15 protein-coding genes are annotated in these 14168 nt (G+C 39.4%); 14 read left to right on the top strand and 1 reads right to left on the bottom strand.

Annotation, left to right across the window (positions count from 1 at the left end; all coding sequences use genetic code 11):
* Positions 1 to 18: 18 nt before the first annotated feature.
* The 4 genes from noc to ABES03_RS08065 all read left to right on the top strand — a co-directional run bounded on the left by noc (position 19) and on the right by ABES03_RS08065 (position 3845).
* Positions 19 to 882, top strand: coding sequence for a nucleoid occlusion protein (gene noc, locus ABES03_RS08080; RefSeq protein ID WP_430116690.1), 864 nt, complete (start codon positions 19 to 21; stop codon positions 880 to 882).
* 450 nt (positions 883 to 1332) lie between these two features.
* Positions 1333 to 2094: a ParA family protein gene (locus tag ABES03_RS08075; protein ID WP_308081673.1), complete on the top strand. Its 762-nt coding sequence runs from the start codon at positions 1333 to 1335 to the stop codon at positions 2092 to 2094.
* Positions 2087 to 2941 (top strand): ParB/RepB/Spo0J family partition protein, encoded by an 855-nt coding sequence (locus ABES03_RS08070; protein ID WP_430116687.1) that lies wholly within the window; start codon positions 2087 to 2089, stop codon positions 2939 to 2941. The genes ABES03_RS08075 and ABES03_RS08070 overlap by 8 nt, the downstream gene beginning before the upstream one ends.
* A 187-nt stretch (positions 2942 to 3128) precedes the next feature.
* Positions 3129 to 3845: a DUF554 domain-containing protein gene (locus ABES03_RS08065; protein ID WP_430116686.1), complete on the top strand. Its 717-nt coding sequence runs from the start codon at positions 3129 to 3131 to the stop codon at positions 3843 to 3845.
* 41 nt (positions 3846 to 3886) lie between these two features.
* On the opposite strand, the gene yyaC is transcribed toward ABES03_RS08065, so the two are convergent.
* Positions 3887 to 4501 carry a spore protease YyaC gene (gene yyaC, locus ABES03_RS08060; protein WP_430116685.1) on the bottom strand — a complete coding sequence of 205 codons (615 nt, stop codon included), beginning with the start codon at positions 4499 to 4501 and terminating at the stop codon, positions 3887 to 3889.
* Between the two features lie 157 nt (positions 4502 to 4658).
* Between yyaC and ABES03_RS08055 the strand changes: the two genes are divergently transcribed.
* The 10 genes from ABES03_RS08055 to rplI all read left to right on the top strand — a co-directional run bounded on the left by ABES03_RS08055 (position 4659) and on the right by rplI (position 14045).
* Complete coding sequence (locus ABES03_RS08055; protein ID WP_430116683.1) at positions 4659 to 5543, top strand: mechanosensitive ion channel family protein; 885 nt, start codon at positions 4659 to 4661, stop codon at positions 5541 to 5543.
* Between the two features lie 15 nt (positions 5544 to 5558).
* Entirely contained in the window at positions 5559 to 5756 is a 198-nt protein-coding gene (locus tag ABES03_RS08050; protein WP_309857234.1) for a DUF951 domain-containing protein, read from the top strand.
* 50 nt (positions 5757 to 5806) lie between these two features.
* Positions 5807 to 7795 (top strand): molybdopterin-dependent oxidoreductase, encoded by a 1989-nt coding sequence (locus ABES03_RS08045; protein ID WP_430116680.1) that lies wholly within the window; start codon positions 5807 to 5809, stop codon positions 7793 to 7795.
* 139 nt (positions 7796 to 7934) lie between these two features.
* Complete coding sequence (gene ychF, locus ABES03_RS08040; RefSeq protein ID WP_430116678.1) at positions 7935 to 9035, top strand: redox-regulated ATPase YchF; 1101 nt, start codon at positions 7935 to 7937, stop codon at positions 9033 to 9035.
* A 317-nt stretch (positions 9036 to 9352) separates the two neighbouring features.
* Positions 9353 to 9640: a 30S ribosomal protein S6 gene (gene rpsF / locus ABES03_RS08035; RefSeq protein ID WP_307283115.1), complete on the top strand. Its 288-nt coding sequence runs from the start codon at positions 9353 to 9355 to the stop codon at positions 9638 to 9640.
* 74 nt (positions 9641 to 9714) lie between these two features.
* Positions 9715 to 10245 carry a single-stranded DNA-binding protein gene (gene ssb, locus ABES03_RS08030; RefSeq protein WP_430116676.1) on the top strand — a complete coding sequence of 177 codons (531 nt, stop codon included), beginning with the start codon at positions 9715 to 9717 and terminating at the stop codon, positions 10243 to 10245.
* A gap of 52 nt (positions 10246 to 10297) precedes the next feature.
* On the top strand, positions 10298 to 10537 hold the full coding sequence (gene rpsR / locus ABES03_RS08025) for a 30S ribosomal protein S18 (RefSeq protein ID WP_024030263.1): 240 nt from the start codon (positions 10298 to 10300) through the stop codon (positions 10535 to 10537).
* A 118-nt stretch (positions 10538 to 10655) separates the two neighbouring features.
* The gene (locus ABES03_RS08020; protein ID WP_430116674.1) at positions 10656 to 11600 is read left to right on the top strand and encodes a YybS family protein; all 945 of its coding nucleotides are present in this window, start codon (positions 10656 to 10658) and stop codon (positions 11598 to 11600) included.
* Between the two features lie 25 nt (positions 11601 to 11625).
* Positions 11626 to 13599, top strand: a complete 1974-nt coding sequence (locus ABES03_RS08015) for a DHH family phosphoesterase (protein WP_430116672.1) — start codon at positions 11626 to 11628, stop codon at positions 13597 to 13599.
* A complete protein-coding gene (gene rplI / locus ABES03_RS08010) occupies positions 13596 to 14045 on the top strand; it encodes a 50S ribosomal protein L9 (RefSeq protein WP_309857255.1) in 450 nt (149 codons plus the stop codon). Before ABES03_RS08015 ends, rplI begins: the two co-directional genes overlap by 4 nt.
* The last annotated feature ends 123 nt before the right edge of the window (positions 14046 to 14168 follow it).

The following is a 14168-nucleotide window of genomic DNA, read 5'->3' as shown; positions in this document are numbered from 1 at the left end:
GTAAAGGTGGTGTTGGGGATGAAGCATTCGTTTACACGCTTTTTTGGCCTCGGCGATAAGGGAGAACAAGAGGTTGAGCTTGAGCAGGAAATAGATATCGAACGAAACGAGGAAATAAGGAAAATACCGATTGATCAGATCGTAGCAAATCGGTTCCAGCCTCGAACGGTGTTTGATGAAGACAAAATTGAAGAGCTATCAAGAACCATTCATATACATGGTATCATTCAACCTATTGTCGTCAGGGAGTTTGATGTCGATAAATTCGAAATTATTGCCGGGGAACGCCGTTGGCGTGCAATGAAAAAGCTTGGCTGGGCTGAAGCCCCTGCAATTGTAAAAAATCTATCGGATACGGAAACGGCTTCTGTTGCACTGATAGAGAATTTACAACGTGAAGAATTATCGCCTATTGAAGAAGCTATTGCATATGGAAAGCTGCTTGAGCTTCATAATTTGACACAAGAGGCATTAGCACAACGACTGGGTAAAGGACAATCAACAGTCGCTAATAAGCTGCGTCTTCTTAAATTGCCACAGCCTGTTCAAGAGGCGTTATTAAATAAAGTGATTACCGAACGGCATGCTCGTGCACTTATTCCATTAAAAGATCCGGAAAAACAAGTTATGCTATTAGCTGAAGTGATTGAAAAGAATTTTAATGTGAAGCAAACAGAAGAACGCGTTGTCAGAATGCTGGAACAAAAAAATGAAAAGCCGAAGCCGAAGCGCAAGGCTTTTAGTAAAGATATGAGAATAGCGGTCAATACGATTCGCCAATCGTTAACAATGGTAACAGATAGTGGAATCAACTTGGATGCAGAAGAAGAAGAATTTGACGAATTCTACCAATTCACCATCCGCATTCCAAAGAAAAAATAGTAGAAAAAGTATTAGAACCATACTGAAAAGTTTGGTTCTTTTTGTTGGGGAGTTATATTTGAATATTAAAAATCCAATGATAAAATGGCATCCTGTTGATTGGAGCGGAAGGCGCGAAGACTCCTGCTGGAGTATGGTTCAGAGGAGACCCCGCAGGCGCTAGCGCCGAGGAGGCTCGCCGAAACACCCACGAACCGCTCGCGCCTGGAGCGGAAATCAACAGACTAATATATATATCACTTTATATTTGTTTATCCTGATCATAGTTGTAAAAAATATCCATATTATACATTGGAATATTTTTTGAAAATAAATAACAACGAAATCATTTCATGATAAAATAAAGGAATGGAATTTTACATTCCTAAACATATGTTAGATAATTAATAATAATTAACTTTTGATAGAATGTGAGTTTAAAATTTTTTAAGAATTAAGGTAGGTGACAACGTGGGCAAAATCCTTGCAATCGCAAATCAAAAAGGCGGAGTCGGTAAAACGACAACAAGCGTCAACCTAGGAGCCTGCTTAGCATACATAGGGAAACGTGTCTTATTGGTAGACATAGACCCGCAAGGCAATGCAACAAGTGGGGTTGGAATTGAAAAGGCAGAAGTAGAACAGTGTATATATGATGTGTTAGTAGATGACGTAGAAGCAAAGGATGTTATTAAGCCAACATCCGTTGATAATTTATATGCTATACCAGCAACTATTCAACTAGCAGGGGCTGAAATTGAATTGGTTCCTACTATTTCAAGAGAAGTGCGCTTAAAACGTGCTCTTGGAGAAGTGAAAGATCAGTTCGATTATATTATTATTGATTGTCCTCCATCCTTAGGATTATTAACTCTTAATGCTTTAACAGCATCTGATGCGGTGATCATTCCTGTTCAATGTGAGTATTATGCGTTAGAAGGACTGAGTCAATTATTAAATACTGTTCGACTAGTGCAAAAGCATTTAAATCAGGATTTAAAAATTGAAGGTGTATTATTAACCATGCTTGACGCGAGAACGAATCTAGGGATTCAAGTCATTGAAGAAGTCAAAAAATACTTTCAAGATAAAGTTTATAAAACCATTATTCCGAGAAATGTGCGTCTAAGTGAAGCTCCAAGTCACGGGGAACCAATCATTACTTATGATTCAAAATCCCGTGGAGCGGAAGTGTATTTAGATTTAGCAAAGGAAGTGGTATCGAATGGCTAAAGGTTTAGGAAAAGGCCTGAATGCGTTTTTTGCGAATGTTGAACCTGGGAAGGAAGAGGCAGTCCAAGAAATTAAGCTGAAAGAACTGCGTCCCAACCCTTACCAGCCCCGAAAAACCTTCCACCAAGAAGCCATCGATGAGTTAAGAGATTCGATCATCGAGCATGGAATCTTACAGCCTCTAGTCGTTAGAAAGAGTATCAGAGGCTATGAAATTGTTGTAGGGGAGCGGCGTTTTCGTGCAGCAAAGGAAGCGAAGCTGGAAACTGTTCCAGCTGTTGTTCGTGAATTATCTGAGCAACAAATGATGGAATTAGCTGTACTGGAGAATTTACAGAGGGAAGATTTAAACCCAATTGAAGAAGGCCAAGCCTACCAAACGTTAATGGAAAAGTTAAAACTGACCCAGGAAGAAGTAGCCAAGCGTTTAGGAAAAAGCCGTCCACATATTGCGAACCATATCCGTCTCCTTTCTCTTCCACAAAAGATTCAGGAATTAATTTCAGCTGAGAAAATAACGATGGGACATGGACGTGCCTTGTTAGGTCTTAGACAAAAGGCAAAATTACCTGCTGTCGTTGAAAAGACCATCCAGGAAGGATTAAATGTCCGGCAGTTAGAAAAATTAATCCAACAATTAAATGAAAATGTTTCACGTGAAACAAAAAAGCCAGAAAAGAAAAAAGATGTCTTTTTACAGGAACGTGAGCATGTTCTTCGTGAACGCTTTGGAACCACAGTAAACATTAAACAGAACAAGAATAAAGGAAAAATTGAAATTGAATTTTTCTCACAAGAGGACCTCGAGCGAATCCTAGAAATGCTAGATCGCGAAGAAACCTTGTAAGCCATCTCCTAGATGGTTTATTTTTTTATAGGTATGATAAAGCCTTCGCGGAAAGCGAAGAGCCTGGAATGGAAAGCAACAGACAAGTATAAAAGAACTTTATTGAGAAATTTCTTTTCAATCTAGCAGAAACATGATAGTTTAATACTATTATTATTTCGAGTGGCGAAAAAAAGGGGAAACAATCATGTTTTTATTAGGCACATTGGTAAATGGACTGTTGATTATTATCGGTACTCTAATTGGAAAAGCATTAAATCGAATCCCTGAAGGAATGAAAGTAACGGTCATGTATGCAATCGGAATGTCCGTTATGGTGCTTGGCCTTCAGATGGGCTTAAAGAGTGAAAACTTCTTGATCGTTATTATCAGCTTAGTCGTTGGAGCTGTAACCGGAGAACTTTTAAAACTAGAAGATAAATTAAATGATCTGGGACAATGGCTTGAATCAAAGGTTGGGTCAAACGGAAAAGGAAGTATTTCCGAAGGGTTTGTTACTGCAACTCTCATCTTTGTCATTGGAGCAATGGCGATTCTTGGCGCACTTGATAGCGGAATTCGGGGTGATCATGATGTATTATATATGAAATCATTGATTGATGGATTTACCGCACTAATCCTAACGACAACTTTAGGGATTGGCGTTATCTTCTCTGCTGTTCCTGTCATGCTGTATGAAGGATCGATTGCCTTATTTGCAACCCAAATTGACCGTTTCGTTCCACAGGCACTAATGGATCAATTTATTGTTGAAATGACTGCTACAGGCGGAATCATGATCTTTGCCATCGGCTTAAATCTAACAGGCATGACAAAGATAAAAGTGGCTAATTTGTTGCCGGGGATTGTCATAGTTGGGATCATTGTGACGATTATGTATACTTTTCATCATTTTTTCCATTAAATGTAAATTAAAAGAGCGACCGATACGTGCCGGTTGCTCTTTTAATTTGTTTTCTCTTCTTCAACCCAACTTAATTCCGTCCAGTTTTGCTTTGGGTAAAGCAGGCTTGCCTGATAAATGCCATTTGCAATCGTTTTAGCCATCCTCATGACTAAATTTAATCGAGTATTCTGTAATACAAAAAACTCCATAAATCCGCTGACATTCACAATACCCGTGATATGTATATCCCCCACAGCCGGAAGATCCTTATTCACACCTGCACCGGGCTTGACGGGTCCTGTACCAATTTGAATCACGCCGACATTCTTCATTCGACCTAAACAAGCATCTATACCAATAATATAAGGATCAACATATTTTGCTTGAATCTCTTTCAACTTTTCTGCCAAATTTACCGCATGAATTGGTTCATCTAGAGTGCCATACGCATGGAAGGATTTGAGGTTCTTCTCTTCCAGAAGTGTTCCGACAAGTGGTCCTAACGAATCCCCTGTGGAGCGGTCTGTTCCGATACAAATAAAGACAATTGGGCGGTTGGTTACTTTTGGGATATGAGCTAATAAATCTTCAGCTAAATGTTCCGCAGCATGAACTTCGTCGTGACTAATGCGTGTATTGGCCCGCCTGTCAAAAAGGCTTGGTTTCAGATTCACTTCGCCCACTCCTTAAATTTTGAATAGTTTTACTATTATACGGAAAAATCAGGAATTCTATACATAACAAGGAAGAAAAAGAAAAATCACAATGCTATTATCTAACTAGAAAAATTGCTAAAATAGATGAAGTATCAAAGGTTAAGGATGGTGTTGAATGAGTATCACTGAAAAGGGAATTCAAAAAATAATCGATAAGTTTCAAAATGAAGACACATGGCTGACCATGGGTGAAGGCCTATTAAAAATTGTTGCTATCATCGTTATCTCTAATATCTTAATTCGGATTGGAAAAGTAACCATTCATAATATTTTTAAAATCAGAAATCTCTCACCTCTTACAACTTCCGTCAGACGGGAAGAGACCCTTTCCAAACTTCTCGATAATATCCTGTCATATGTCATTTATTTTATTGCTCTGATGATGGTTCTTTCTGTACTAGGAATTGATGTGAAAGCTTTAATTGCTGGAGCTGGGGTAGTGGGCTTAGCCGTAGGTTTCGGTGCTCAGAACTTGGTGAAAGATGTTATTTCTGGCTTTTTTATTATTTTCGAAGACCAGTTTTCAGTTGGTGATCATGTCCGTCTTGGACAGTTTGAAGGAAACGTTCAAACCATAGGTTTACGAACAACAAAAATAAAAAGCTGGACAGGAGAGGTCCATATTTTACCTAATGGTAGTATAATGGAGGTAACAAATTTCTCCCTTAATAACAGTCTTGCGATTATAGATGTCGGAATTGCTTATGAAGAAGATATAGATAAGGCCGAGAAGGTTATTCGAGAATTACTTGAAACGATGCCGGAAAAATATGAGGAGTTAGTGAAAACTCCAGATTATTTAGGGATTCAAAACTTTGGACCTTCAGAGGTAATCGTCAGGATTGTGGCTGAAACATTGCCGATGCAGCATACAGCTGTTTCTAGGAAAATTCGTAAAGATATTAAATTGACCCTAGACGAACACGGAATTGAAATACCATATCCTCGTATGGTCATGTATGCTAAGGATTCTGGAGTGACGAAAGAACCTGGAGTTTAAAGGAGGGGAATCTCGATGGAAGAAAAAGAATTTGCCTTAAATGATGTCGTTGAAATGAAAAAGCAACATCCTTGTGGAACAAATCGCTGGAAGATCATCCGCCTCGGAATGGACATCAGGATTAAATGTGAAGGCTGTGGACATAGCGTATTGATCCCAAGAAAAGAGTTTGGAAGGAAAATGAAAAAGATTTTAGTGAAGCATGAGGGTTAAGCCCGTGCTTCTTTTTTTAGATACAGAAGTGAAGGTTGGGGGTGGAGAGGTTGAAGGAGATTCGAAAGGCCGCGTGTCCTTTAAATTGTTGGGATAGCTGCGGTTTTAACGTAACTGTAGAAAATGACAAGGTTGTAAAAGTAGAAGGTGATCCATCCCATCCAATTACAAAGGGAAAAATTTGTGGACGTGGCAGGATGCTTGAAACAAGAACGAACTCAAGCCAAAGGCTAATGCACCCCTTAAAGAAGATTAATGAACAATTTGTGCAGATATCCTGGGAGCAGGCCCTTGATGAAATTGCAGAAAAATTAAAGGGAATAAAGGAACAATTCGGTACGACTGCTGTTTTGCATAGTCATGATTACGCGAATAATGGGATTTTAAAAAACCTGGACCAACGCTTTTTTAATTGCTACGGCGGGGTAACCGAACTATACGGTTCTCTTTGTTGGGGGGCAGGTATTGAGGCGCAAAAGTGGGATTTTGGAAGTGCGTATAGCCATGGACCGGAAGACATTACTAACAGCAAACATATCATTATTTGGGGAAGAAATGTCGCTAGAACAAACATGCACTTTTATGAAAGGCTTTTAGAAGTGAAGAAAAAAGGGGCTAAAATCTATGTTATCGATCCCCTCTATAATGCAACTGCAAAAATAGCTGATCAGTATATTTCAATAAAACCAGGAATGGACGGATTATTAGCAGCTGCAATTATTAGAGAAATGCTCCGCTTAGGATTGGAAGACAGAAAATTTATCGAACAATATACACATGGGTTCCCAGAATTAGCTGTACTCCTTGAAGAAATCTCAACGGAACAATTGAGTGAAATGACGGAAGTACCTTATGAAGTAATCACGCAGTTAGCCCAAATATACGCTGATAAGCCAACTGCTACGTATATGGGATTAGGTTTGCAAAGATATACAAATGGCGGAAATACCATTCGTTTCATCGATGCACTTGTGGCCATCAGTGGGAATATAGGGATTATGGGCGGCGGTGCCAATTATGCGAATCTGCAGGTAGGTCAAAGCTTTGCATATGATGAGTTAACCCTTCCCGATCGAAAACAAAACCATCGGCAATTTTCAATTATGAAACAAGCGGAAGAGGTACTAGCGGCAGTTGACCCGGAAATTAAGATGATTATCGTAACATGCGGGAACCCCATTACCCAGGTTCCAGACACCAATGTGGTGGAGAAGGCATTTTCTTCAGTTGACACTCTTGTAGTAATTGAACAGTTTATGACGGACACTGCTAGACTAGCTGATTATATATTACCAACCACCACTGCATTTGAGGAAGAGGATTTCTATTATTCCTCCATGTATCATCAATATGTAAATTATGGCCCTAAGCTTGTCTCTGCTCCAGGTGAGGCAAAGCCTGACTTATGGATTTGGACGGAATTAGCAGAACGATTGGGATTTGGAGAAGAGTTTCATTTTTCAAGGGAAGAATGGATGAGAATGACCTTCCAATCACTAGTGAAAAAAGGACTCACACTTGAGCAATTGAAAGAACAGCAAACGTTAGAATTGCCTGTTGATAAAATTCCTTGGCAAGACTATCGCTTTCAAACACCAACAGGAAAGTTTGAATTTACTTCGTTGCTAGGTGGCTCTTTAAAGCTAGCTGTACCAGAGGAATCGAAATGGAAAAATCCTAAGCTTGCAGAAAACTATCCATATAGTTTGTTAACCATTCATCCTTTACGCTCGAATCATTCGCAAAACTACCACCTCTTCCCTTCTGAGCCCAAGGTGAAAGTAGAGATTGCCTCCAATATTGCTGAAGAGAGAAACTTACAAACTGGCGATTTAGTCAGGGTCTGGAATGATCGCGGAGAAGTAAAAGGCTTTATTTCCGTATTAGTAACCGCTCATCCCAATACAGTAAATATCGATGAAGGAATTTGGAAAAAGTTTGGCGGTTCGGTTAATAATCTAACATCCAGCCGGGAATCAGATAATGGACTGGGAAGCACATTATATGATTGTCTTGTAAACCTTGAAAAGATAACGTAGGCTGCTACCCTTTGGGCAGCAGTTTTTTCTTTCTTGTCTTTTTTTCTCCAAATGCCTATAATTGTGAAAGGCTTGACTATTGATTTGATGGACTCAATTTTATTTAAATAGATCGATTTTAATATGAGGAGTGAAGGAAATGGCTTTGACAGCTGGTATCGTAGGTTTACCGAACGTTGGTAAGTCTACTTTATTTAATGCAATCACACAGGCAGGAGCGGAATCAGCGAACTATCCCTTCTGTACGATTGATCCGAACGTAGGAATTGTAGAAGTACCTGACCACCGTTTACAAAAATTAACTGAGCTTGTTCAACCTAAGAAAACTGTTCCAACAGCATTTGAATTTACCGATATTGCTGGGATTGTTAAGGGAGCAAGTAAAGGTGAAGGGCTAGGAAACAAGTTCCTTTCTCATATCCGCCAAGTAGATGCGATTTGCCAAGTAGTCCGCTGCTTTGCTGATGAGAATATCACACATGTTTCTGGAAAAGTGGACCCAATTGATGATATCGAAGTCATTAACCTGGAGTTAATTCTTGCAGACATGGAATCTGTGGAAAAGCGTATTAGCCGCGTTGAAAAATTGGCTAAGCAAAAAGATAAGGATGCAGCAGCAGAATTTGAAGTTCTTGCGATGCTTCGTGATGCTTTTGAAGCAGAGAAACCAGCTCGTACTGTTGACTTCACAGAGGAACAAATGAAATTAGTGAAAGGTCTCCACCTTTTAACGATTAAACCTGTTCTGTATGTAGCTAATGTGAGCGAAGATGATATTGCTAATCCTTCTGAAAATGAATACGTACAAAAAGTCCGTGAATATGCGGCCGCTGATAACGCTGAAGTAATCGTGGTTTGTGCGAAAATTGAAGAAGAAATTGCAGAGCTTGATGGTGAAGAAAAAGCTATGTTCCTTTCTGAGCTTGGTATCGAAGAATCAGGCCTAGATCAGTTGATTCGTGCTGCATACAATTTACTTGGCTTAGCAACCTACTTCACAGCTGGAGTTCAGGAAGTTCGTGCATGGACATTCAGAAAAGGAATGAAAGCTCCTCAATGTGCGGGTGTCATTCACTCTGATTTCGAACGCGGATTTATTCGTGCGGAAACAGTATCCTTCGATGACCTTCTAGCAGCAGGAAGCCACAACGCAGCTAAAGAAGCTGGAAAAGTCCGCTTAGAAGGAAAAGACTACGAAGTAAAAGACGGCGACGTTATCCACTTCCGTTTCAACGTTTAGGTTATAGCATATTCTTGAACTGGCATCCTGTTGATTGGAGCGGAAGGCACGAAGACTCCTGTGGGAGTATGGTTCAGGGGAGACCCCGCAGGCGCTTGCGCCGAGGAGGCTCGCCGAAACACCCACGGAAAGCGAAGTGCCTGGAGCGGAAATCAACAGATAAGGTTGTATGTTTAAATCATTGTAAATAGGTAAAAATGGGAACAGGGAAAGAACATTGCTTTTCCTGTTTTTCTATGCTATAATCTTAACTTGTGAGTAATGAATAATTGCTCCTTGCCCATTCGGGCCGTTTAGACCAAAAGGAGGTGACTGTGATGAATAAGTACGAAATCATGTACATCATCCGCCCAAACATTGAAGAGGAAGCGAAAAAGGCTCTAGTTGAGCGTTTTAACACAATTCTTCTTGACAATGGTGCGGAGACTGCTGAAACAAAAGATTGGGGTAAGCGCCGTCTTGCATACGAAATCAACGATTTCCGTGACGGATACTACCAAATCGCTAAAACTACATCTTCAGCTGATGCAGTACAAGAATTTTCTCGTCTTGCAAAAATCAGTGAAGATATCATTCGCCATATCGTAATTAAAGAAGAAGCTTAATATTAATATAAAATTTTTTCTGGTGCAGAATGTTTCATGTGAAACATTAGCTGGAAGAAAAGGAGTTGATTCTGATGATGAATCGTGTCGTGCTTGTTGGCCGTTTAACGAAAGATCCTGATTTGCGCTATACGCCAAATGGGGTTCCTGTTGCTACCTTTACTCTAGCAGTTAATCGACCATTTTCTAGTCAAGCAGGTGAGCGTGAAGCAGACTTTATTAACTGTGTTGTTTGGCGTAAACCGGCTGAAAATGTGGCGAACTTTTTGAAAAAGGGAAGTCTTGCAGGTGTTGATGGTCGTATTCAAACCCGCAACTATGAAGGACAAGATGGTAAACGTGTTTACGTTACAGAGGTTCAAGCAGAGAGCGTTCAGTTCTTAGAACCTAAAAGTTCGTCTGGTGGCGGCGGTGGAAGAAGCGACAATGATTTCGGTGCACCACCACGGGAACCGCAAGGAAACCAATACGGAGGCGGCAATCAGAATCAACGCCCGTACCAAAATCAAAATCAAAACCAAAATAAAGGTTTTACTCGTATGGATGAAGATCCATTTGCGGGAAATGGACAAATTGACATTTCTGATGATGATCTACCATTCTAAACAACCTTTACTGAACGTGAATAAATAAAAAATCATAAAGGAGGGAATTTTCATGGCAGGAGGACGTAAAGGCGGTCGCGCAAAGCGTCGTAAGGTTTGCTATTTTACAGCAAATGGCATCTCTCGCATCGATTATAAAGATGTAGATTTACTTAAAAAATTCATCTCTGAGCGTGGAAAAATTTTACCACGTCGTGTAACTGGTACTAGCGCTAAATACCAACGTAAACTAACAGTTGCAATCAAACGTGCACGTCAAATGGCATTATTACCATTCGTGGCTGGAGAATAATAAGCTTTCTAAGGCAGTAAGGGTCACCCTTACTGCCTTTTTCCTTTTTATAAAGTTGAATCATAACTCTTATGTAGTCTAAAATAAGAGGATAGCTTTCATAATTAGAGGTGAAGAAGTGAAAAATGTACATAAATTAACAGAGGGTGCCATTCTTTTAGCTTTGATGGCAGCTCTAATCTTAATAAGTATCTATGTTCCTATTTTGGGTCCTATTGTAAACATTGCTATTCCGTTGCCGTTTATTTTATTTTCCGTGAAAAATAACGTCAAAATGATTACGGCATTTTTTGTGGCAGCCATATTTATATCATTTATGGTTACCTCCTTAAGAGGTCTCGCGGTAATGTTGATTTATGGAGCAGCCGGTGTAGTTATAGGGTACATGATACAGAAAAAAAAGAGCCGAAATGTCATTTTAATTGCGAGCTCGCTTACCTTTTTGGTTGGAATCATTATATTTTATATTGCTTCAGATGCATTTTTTCAACTGAATATCATTCATGAACTCCAAACTTCCATAAATGAATCAGTCAAACATTCCGAAGAGTTGCTAAAGGCTCAAGGACAGGAGGATCAAATTAAGCTTATAAAAGAGCAAGGTGCACTTATGTTTAAACAAATTACGGTCATTGCTCCTACTGCTCTTGTTTTTGCTGCTGTATTCTCCTCTTTTGTTACCCAATGGATTAGTTTTCCGATATTAAAGCGGTTTGGAATAGAAGTCCAGCCATGGGGCAGTTTTCGGAACCTTTCCCTGCCAAAAAGTATTTTATGGTATTATTTAATTGCTTTAGGTGTAATGTTGTTGTTTCATCCTCATGAAGGAACATACCTATATACCGTATTAATTAATGTTAGAGCCATTTTAGAGTCATTAATTATTTTGCAAGGTCTAGCTTTTTTATTCTATATTTTCCACCAAAGGTCGGTTGCAAAGGGACTTGGGGTGCTTGTTGTAATTCTTACTTTCATGATTCCAATAGTCCGTTATATAATAATGATATTGGGCATTACTGATTTAGGCTTTGATTTTCGAAAGCAATTTGAAAAGAAAGAGTAAGATTCACGACTAGGAGCTGAAAACTTTGCCTGCATTTCTAGAAAAGCGGTCAATCCGATATCCCTTTTATGGGTTAATTGGCGTTACAGTGGTACTGCTCATTGTCCTGTTATTATATAACTGGATATTAAGTGTGGCCGGGTTATTATTAATGTTTTTCCCTCTCTACTATATGTTTGTCATTGAACGGCGCCAGAGAAAGGAAATGGAAGAATACATCTCAACCCTTTCCTACCGAGTCAAAAAGGTTGGCGAAGAGGCGCTTATGGAAATGCCGATTGGAATTATGCTCATTAATGAAGAGTATTTCGTTGAGTGGACCAACCCTTTCCTGGCCTCATACTTTGATGAAGAAACATTAGTTGGAAGATCGCTTTATGATGTGGCAGATTCACTGATTCCATTGATTAAACAGGAAGTGGAAACGGAAATTATTACTCTTCATGAACGGAAGTTTCGTGTCATCCACAAACGTGAAGAGCGGCTATTATACTTTTTTGATGTTACCGAACAAAAAGAAATTGAAAAAAAGTACCAGGATGATCGGACGGTTATTGGCACCATTTTCTTAGATAATTACGATGATCTGACACAGGGTATGGATGACCAAATGCGTGGGAGTATTAACAATCTCGTGACTTCTATACTAAATAAGTGGGCTCAGGATAATGGAATTTTCCTCAAACGGGTTTCCTCTGAGCGATTTATTGCCGTGTTTAGTGAAGGAATTCTCCATGCTCTTGAAAAGGGGAAATTTACTATTCTTGATGATGTAAGAGAAATGACCTCCAAGCAAAATGTCTCCTTTACCTTAAGTATTGGGGTTGGAACAGGTGTTACTTCTTTACCTGAATTGGGAGCATTAGCACAATCAAGCCTTGACTTAGCTCTCGGCAGAGGCGGCGATCAGGTAGCCATTAAACTACCAAATGGGAAAGTGAAATTCTTTGGTGGAAAAACAAATCCTGTTGAAAAACGGACAAGGGTAAGAGCACGTGTCATTTCTCATGCCTTGAGGGATTTAATTACGGCAAGTGATAAAGTGATTGTCATGGGTCATAAAAACCCTGATATGGATTCTATTGGTTCAAGTATTGGCATTTATAAAGTAGCGCAAATGAATCAAAAAGAAGCATATATTGTGGTCAATACGACGGAACTGGACAATGGTGGCAAAAGGCTAATGGAAGAAATACGCCAGAGTGAGCAGTTATATTCACATTTTATTGGTCCAGAGCAAGCATTAGAAATATCTACAGACAAAACCCTTCTAGTGATTGTGGATACACATAAGCCTGCCTTAGTCATGGAAGAGCGACTATTAAATAAAATAGACCATGTGGTGGTCATTGACCATCATCGTCGCGGTGAAGATTTTATTGCCAATCCATTGCTTGTGTATATGGAGCCTTATGCATCTTCTACGGCCGAGCTAGTAACGGAGTTTTTGGAATATCAGCCTAAACGAGGTAAAATTGAGATGATCGAAGCCACTGCTCTATTAGCAGGGATTATTGTCGACACAAAGAGTTTCTCCCTACGTACAGGGTCCAGGACGTTTGATGCAGCCTCGTACTTACGGGCACATGGTGCAGATACAGTTTTAGTCCAAAAGCTTTTAAAAGAAGATGTAGATACATATATCAAACGGGCCAAGCTGATTGAATCTGTTTCTTTTTATCGTGATGGAGTTGCTATAGCAAAAGGAAATGAAAATGAACTGAATGATCAAGTCATTATTGCACAGGCAGCAGATACTTTGTTAACGATGGATGGGGTCCTCGCTTCTTTTGTCATTTCCAAACGGAGCGAAGGTGTTATAGGAATTAGTGCACGTTCACTAGGAAACATCAATGTCCAAGTGATTATGGAAAGCCTTAAAGGCGGCGGTCACCTTACGAATGCAGCGACCCAGCTTAGTGGCTTAACGATAAATGAAACGGAAGCAAAGTTAATGCTGGCAATTGATGAATACTTTGAAGGAGTGAAAAAAGAATGAAGGTAATTTTTCTTAAAGATGTAAAAGGAAAAGGTAAAAAAGGTGAAGTGAAAAATGTAGCTGATGGCTATGCACATAATTTTTTAATTAAACAAGGTTTAGCTGTTGAAGCGAATAATTCCAATATCAGCTCTTTAGATGCTCAAAAGAAGAAGCAAGAAAAAGAAGCAGCAGAAGAATTGGCTGAAGCAAAAAAGTTAAAAGAAGTATTAGATAAGATTACAGTGGAGTTAACGGCTAAAGCTGGTGAAGGTGGAAGACTCTTTGGTTCCATTACAACAAAGCAAATCGCAGAAGAATTGCAAAAGAAACATGGAATTAAAATTGATAAGCGTAAAATGGAACTAGCTGATGCCATTCGTACACTTGGCCACACAAAGGTTCCAGTAAAGCTTTACCATGAAGTAACGGCTACTCTAACTGTCTCTGTTAAAGAAATAAAATAATACGGGGATAAAATTTGCCAGTGTGAATTGGTATGAAACCATGTTAGAATATAAAAGTTATCAATGATGTGATCGGTCCTAGCTGGTCACTTTTTTCTTTTTAGGATATGATATAATACTTTT

Source organism: Neobacillus rhizosphaerae, assembly GCF_050477885.1.
GTDB classification, from domain to species: Bacteria; Bacillota; Bacilli; order Bacillales; family Cytobacillaceae; genus Neobacillus; species Neobacillus rhizosphaerae_A.
This window is presented reverse-complemented; position numbering and strand designations above follow the sequence as displayed.

What these genes read in the sequence shown, in the direction of transcription:
- noc (WP_430116690.1), top strand. Translation starts at nt 19, where the DNA reads ATGAAGCATTCGTTTACACGCTTTTTTGGCCTCGGCGATAAGGGAGAA.
- ABES03_RS08070 (WP_430116687.1), top strand. Translation starts at nt 2,087, where the DNA reads ATGGCTAAAGGTTTAGGAAAAGGCCTGAATGCGTTTTTTGCGAATGTT.
- ABES03_RS08065 (WP_430116686.1), top strand. Translation starts at nt 3,129, where the DNA reads ATGTTTTTATTAGGCACATTGGTAAATGGACTGTTGATTATTATCGGT.
- ABES03_RS08055 (WP_430116683.1), top strand. Translation starts at nt 4,659, where the DNA reads ATGAGTATCACTGAAAAGGGAATTCAAAAAATAATCGATAAGTTTCAA.
- ABES03_RS08050 (WP_309857234.1), top strand. Translation starts at nt 5,559, where the DNA reads ATGGAAGAAAAAGAATTTGCCTTAAATGATGTCGTTGAAATGAAAAAG.
- ychF (WP_430116678.1), top strand. Translation starts at nt 7,935, where the DNA reads ATGGCTTTGACAGCTGGTATCGTAGGTTTACCGAACGTTGGTAAGTCT.
- rpsF (WP_307283115.1), top strand. Translation starts at nt 9,353, where the DNA reads ATGAATAAGTACGAAATCATGTACATCATCCGCCCAAACATTGAAGAG.
- ssb (WP_430116676.1), top strand. Translation starts at nt 9,715, where the DNA reads ATGATGAATCGTGTCGTGCTTGTTGGCCGTTTAACGAAAGATCCTGAT.
- rpsR (WP_024030263.1), top strand. Translation starts at nt 10,298, where the DNA reads ATGGCAGGAGGACGTAAAGGCGGTCGCGCAAAGCGTCGTAAGGTTTGC.
- rplI (WP_309857255.1), top strand. Translation starts at nt 13,596, where the DNA reads ATGAAGGTAATTTTTCTTAAAGATGTAAAAGGAAAAGGTAAAAAAGGT.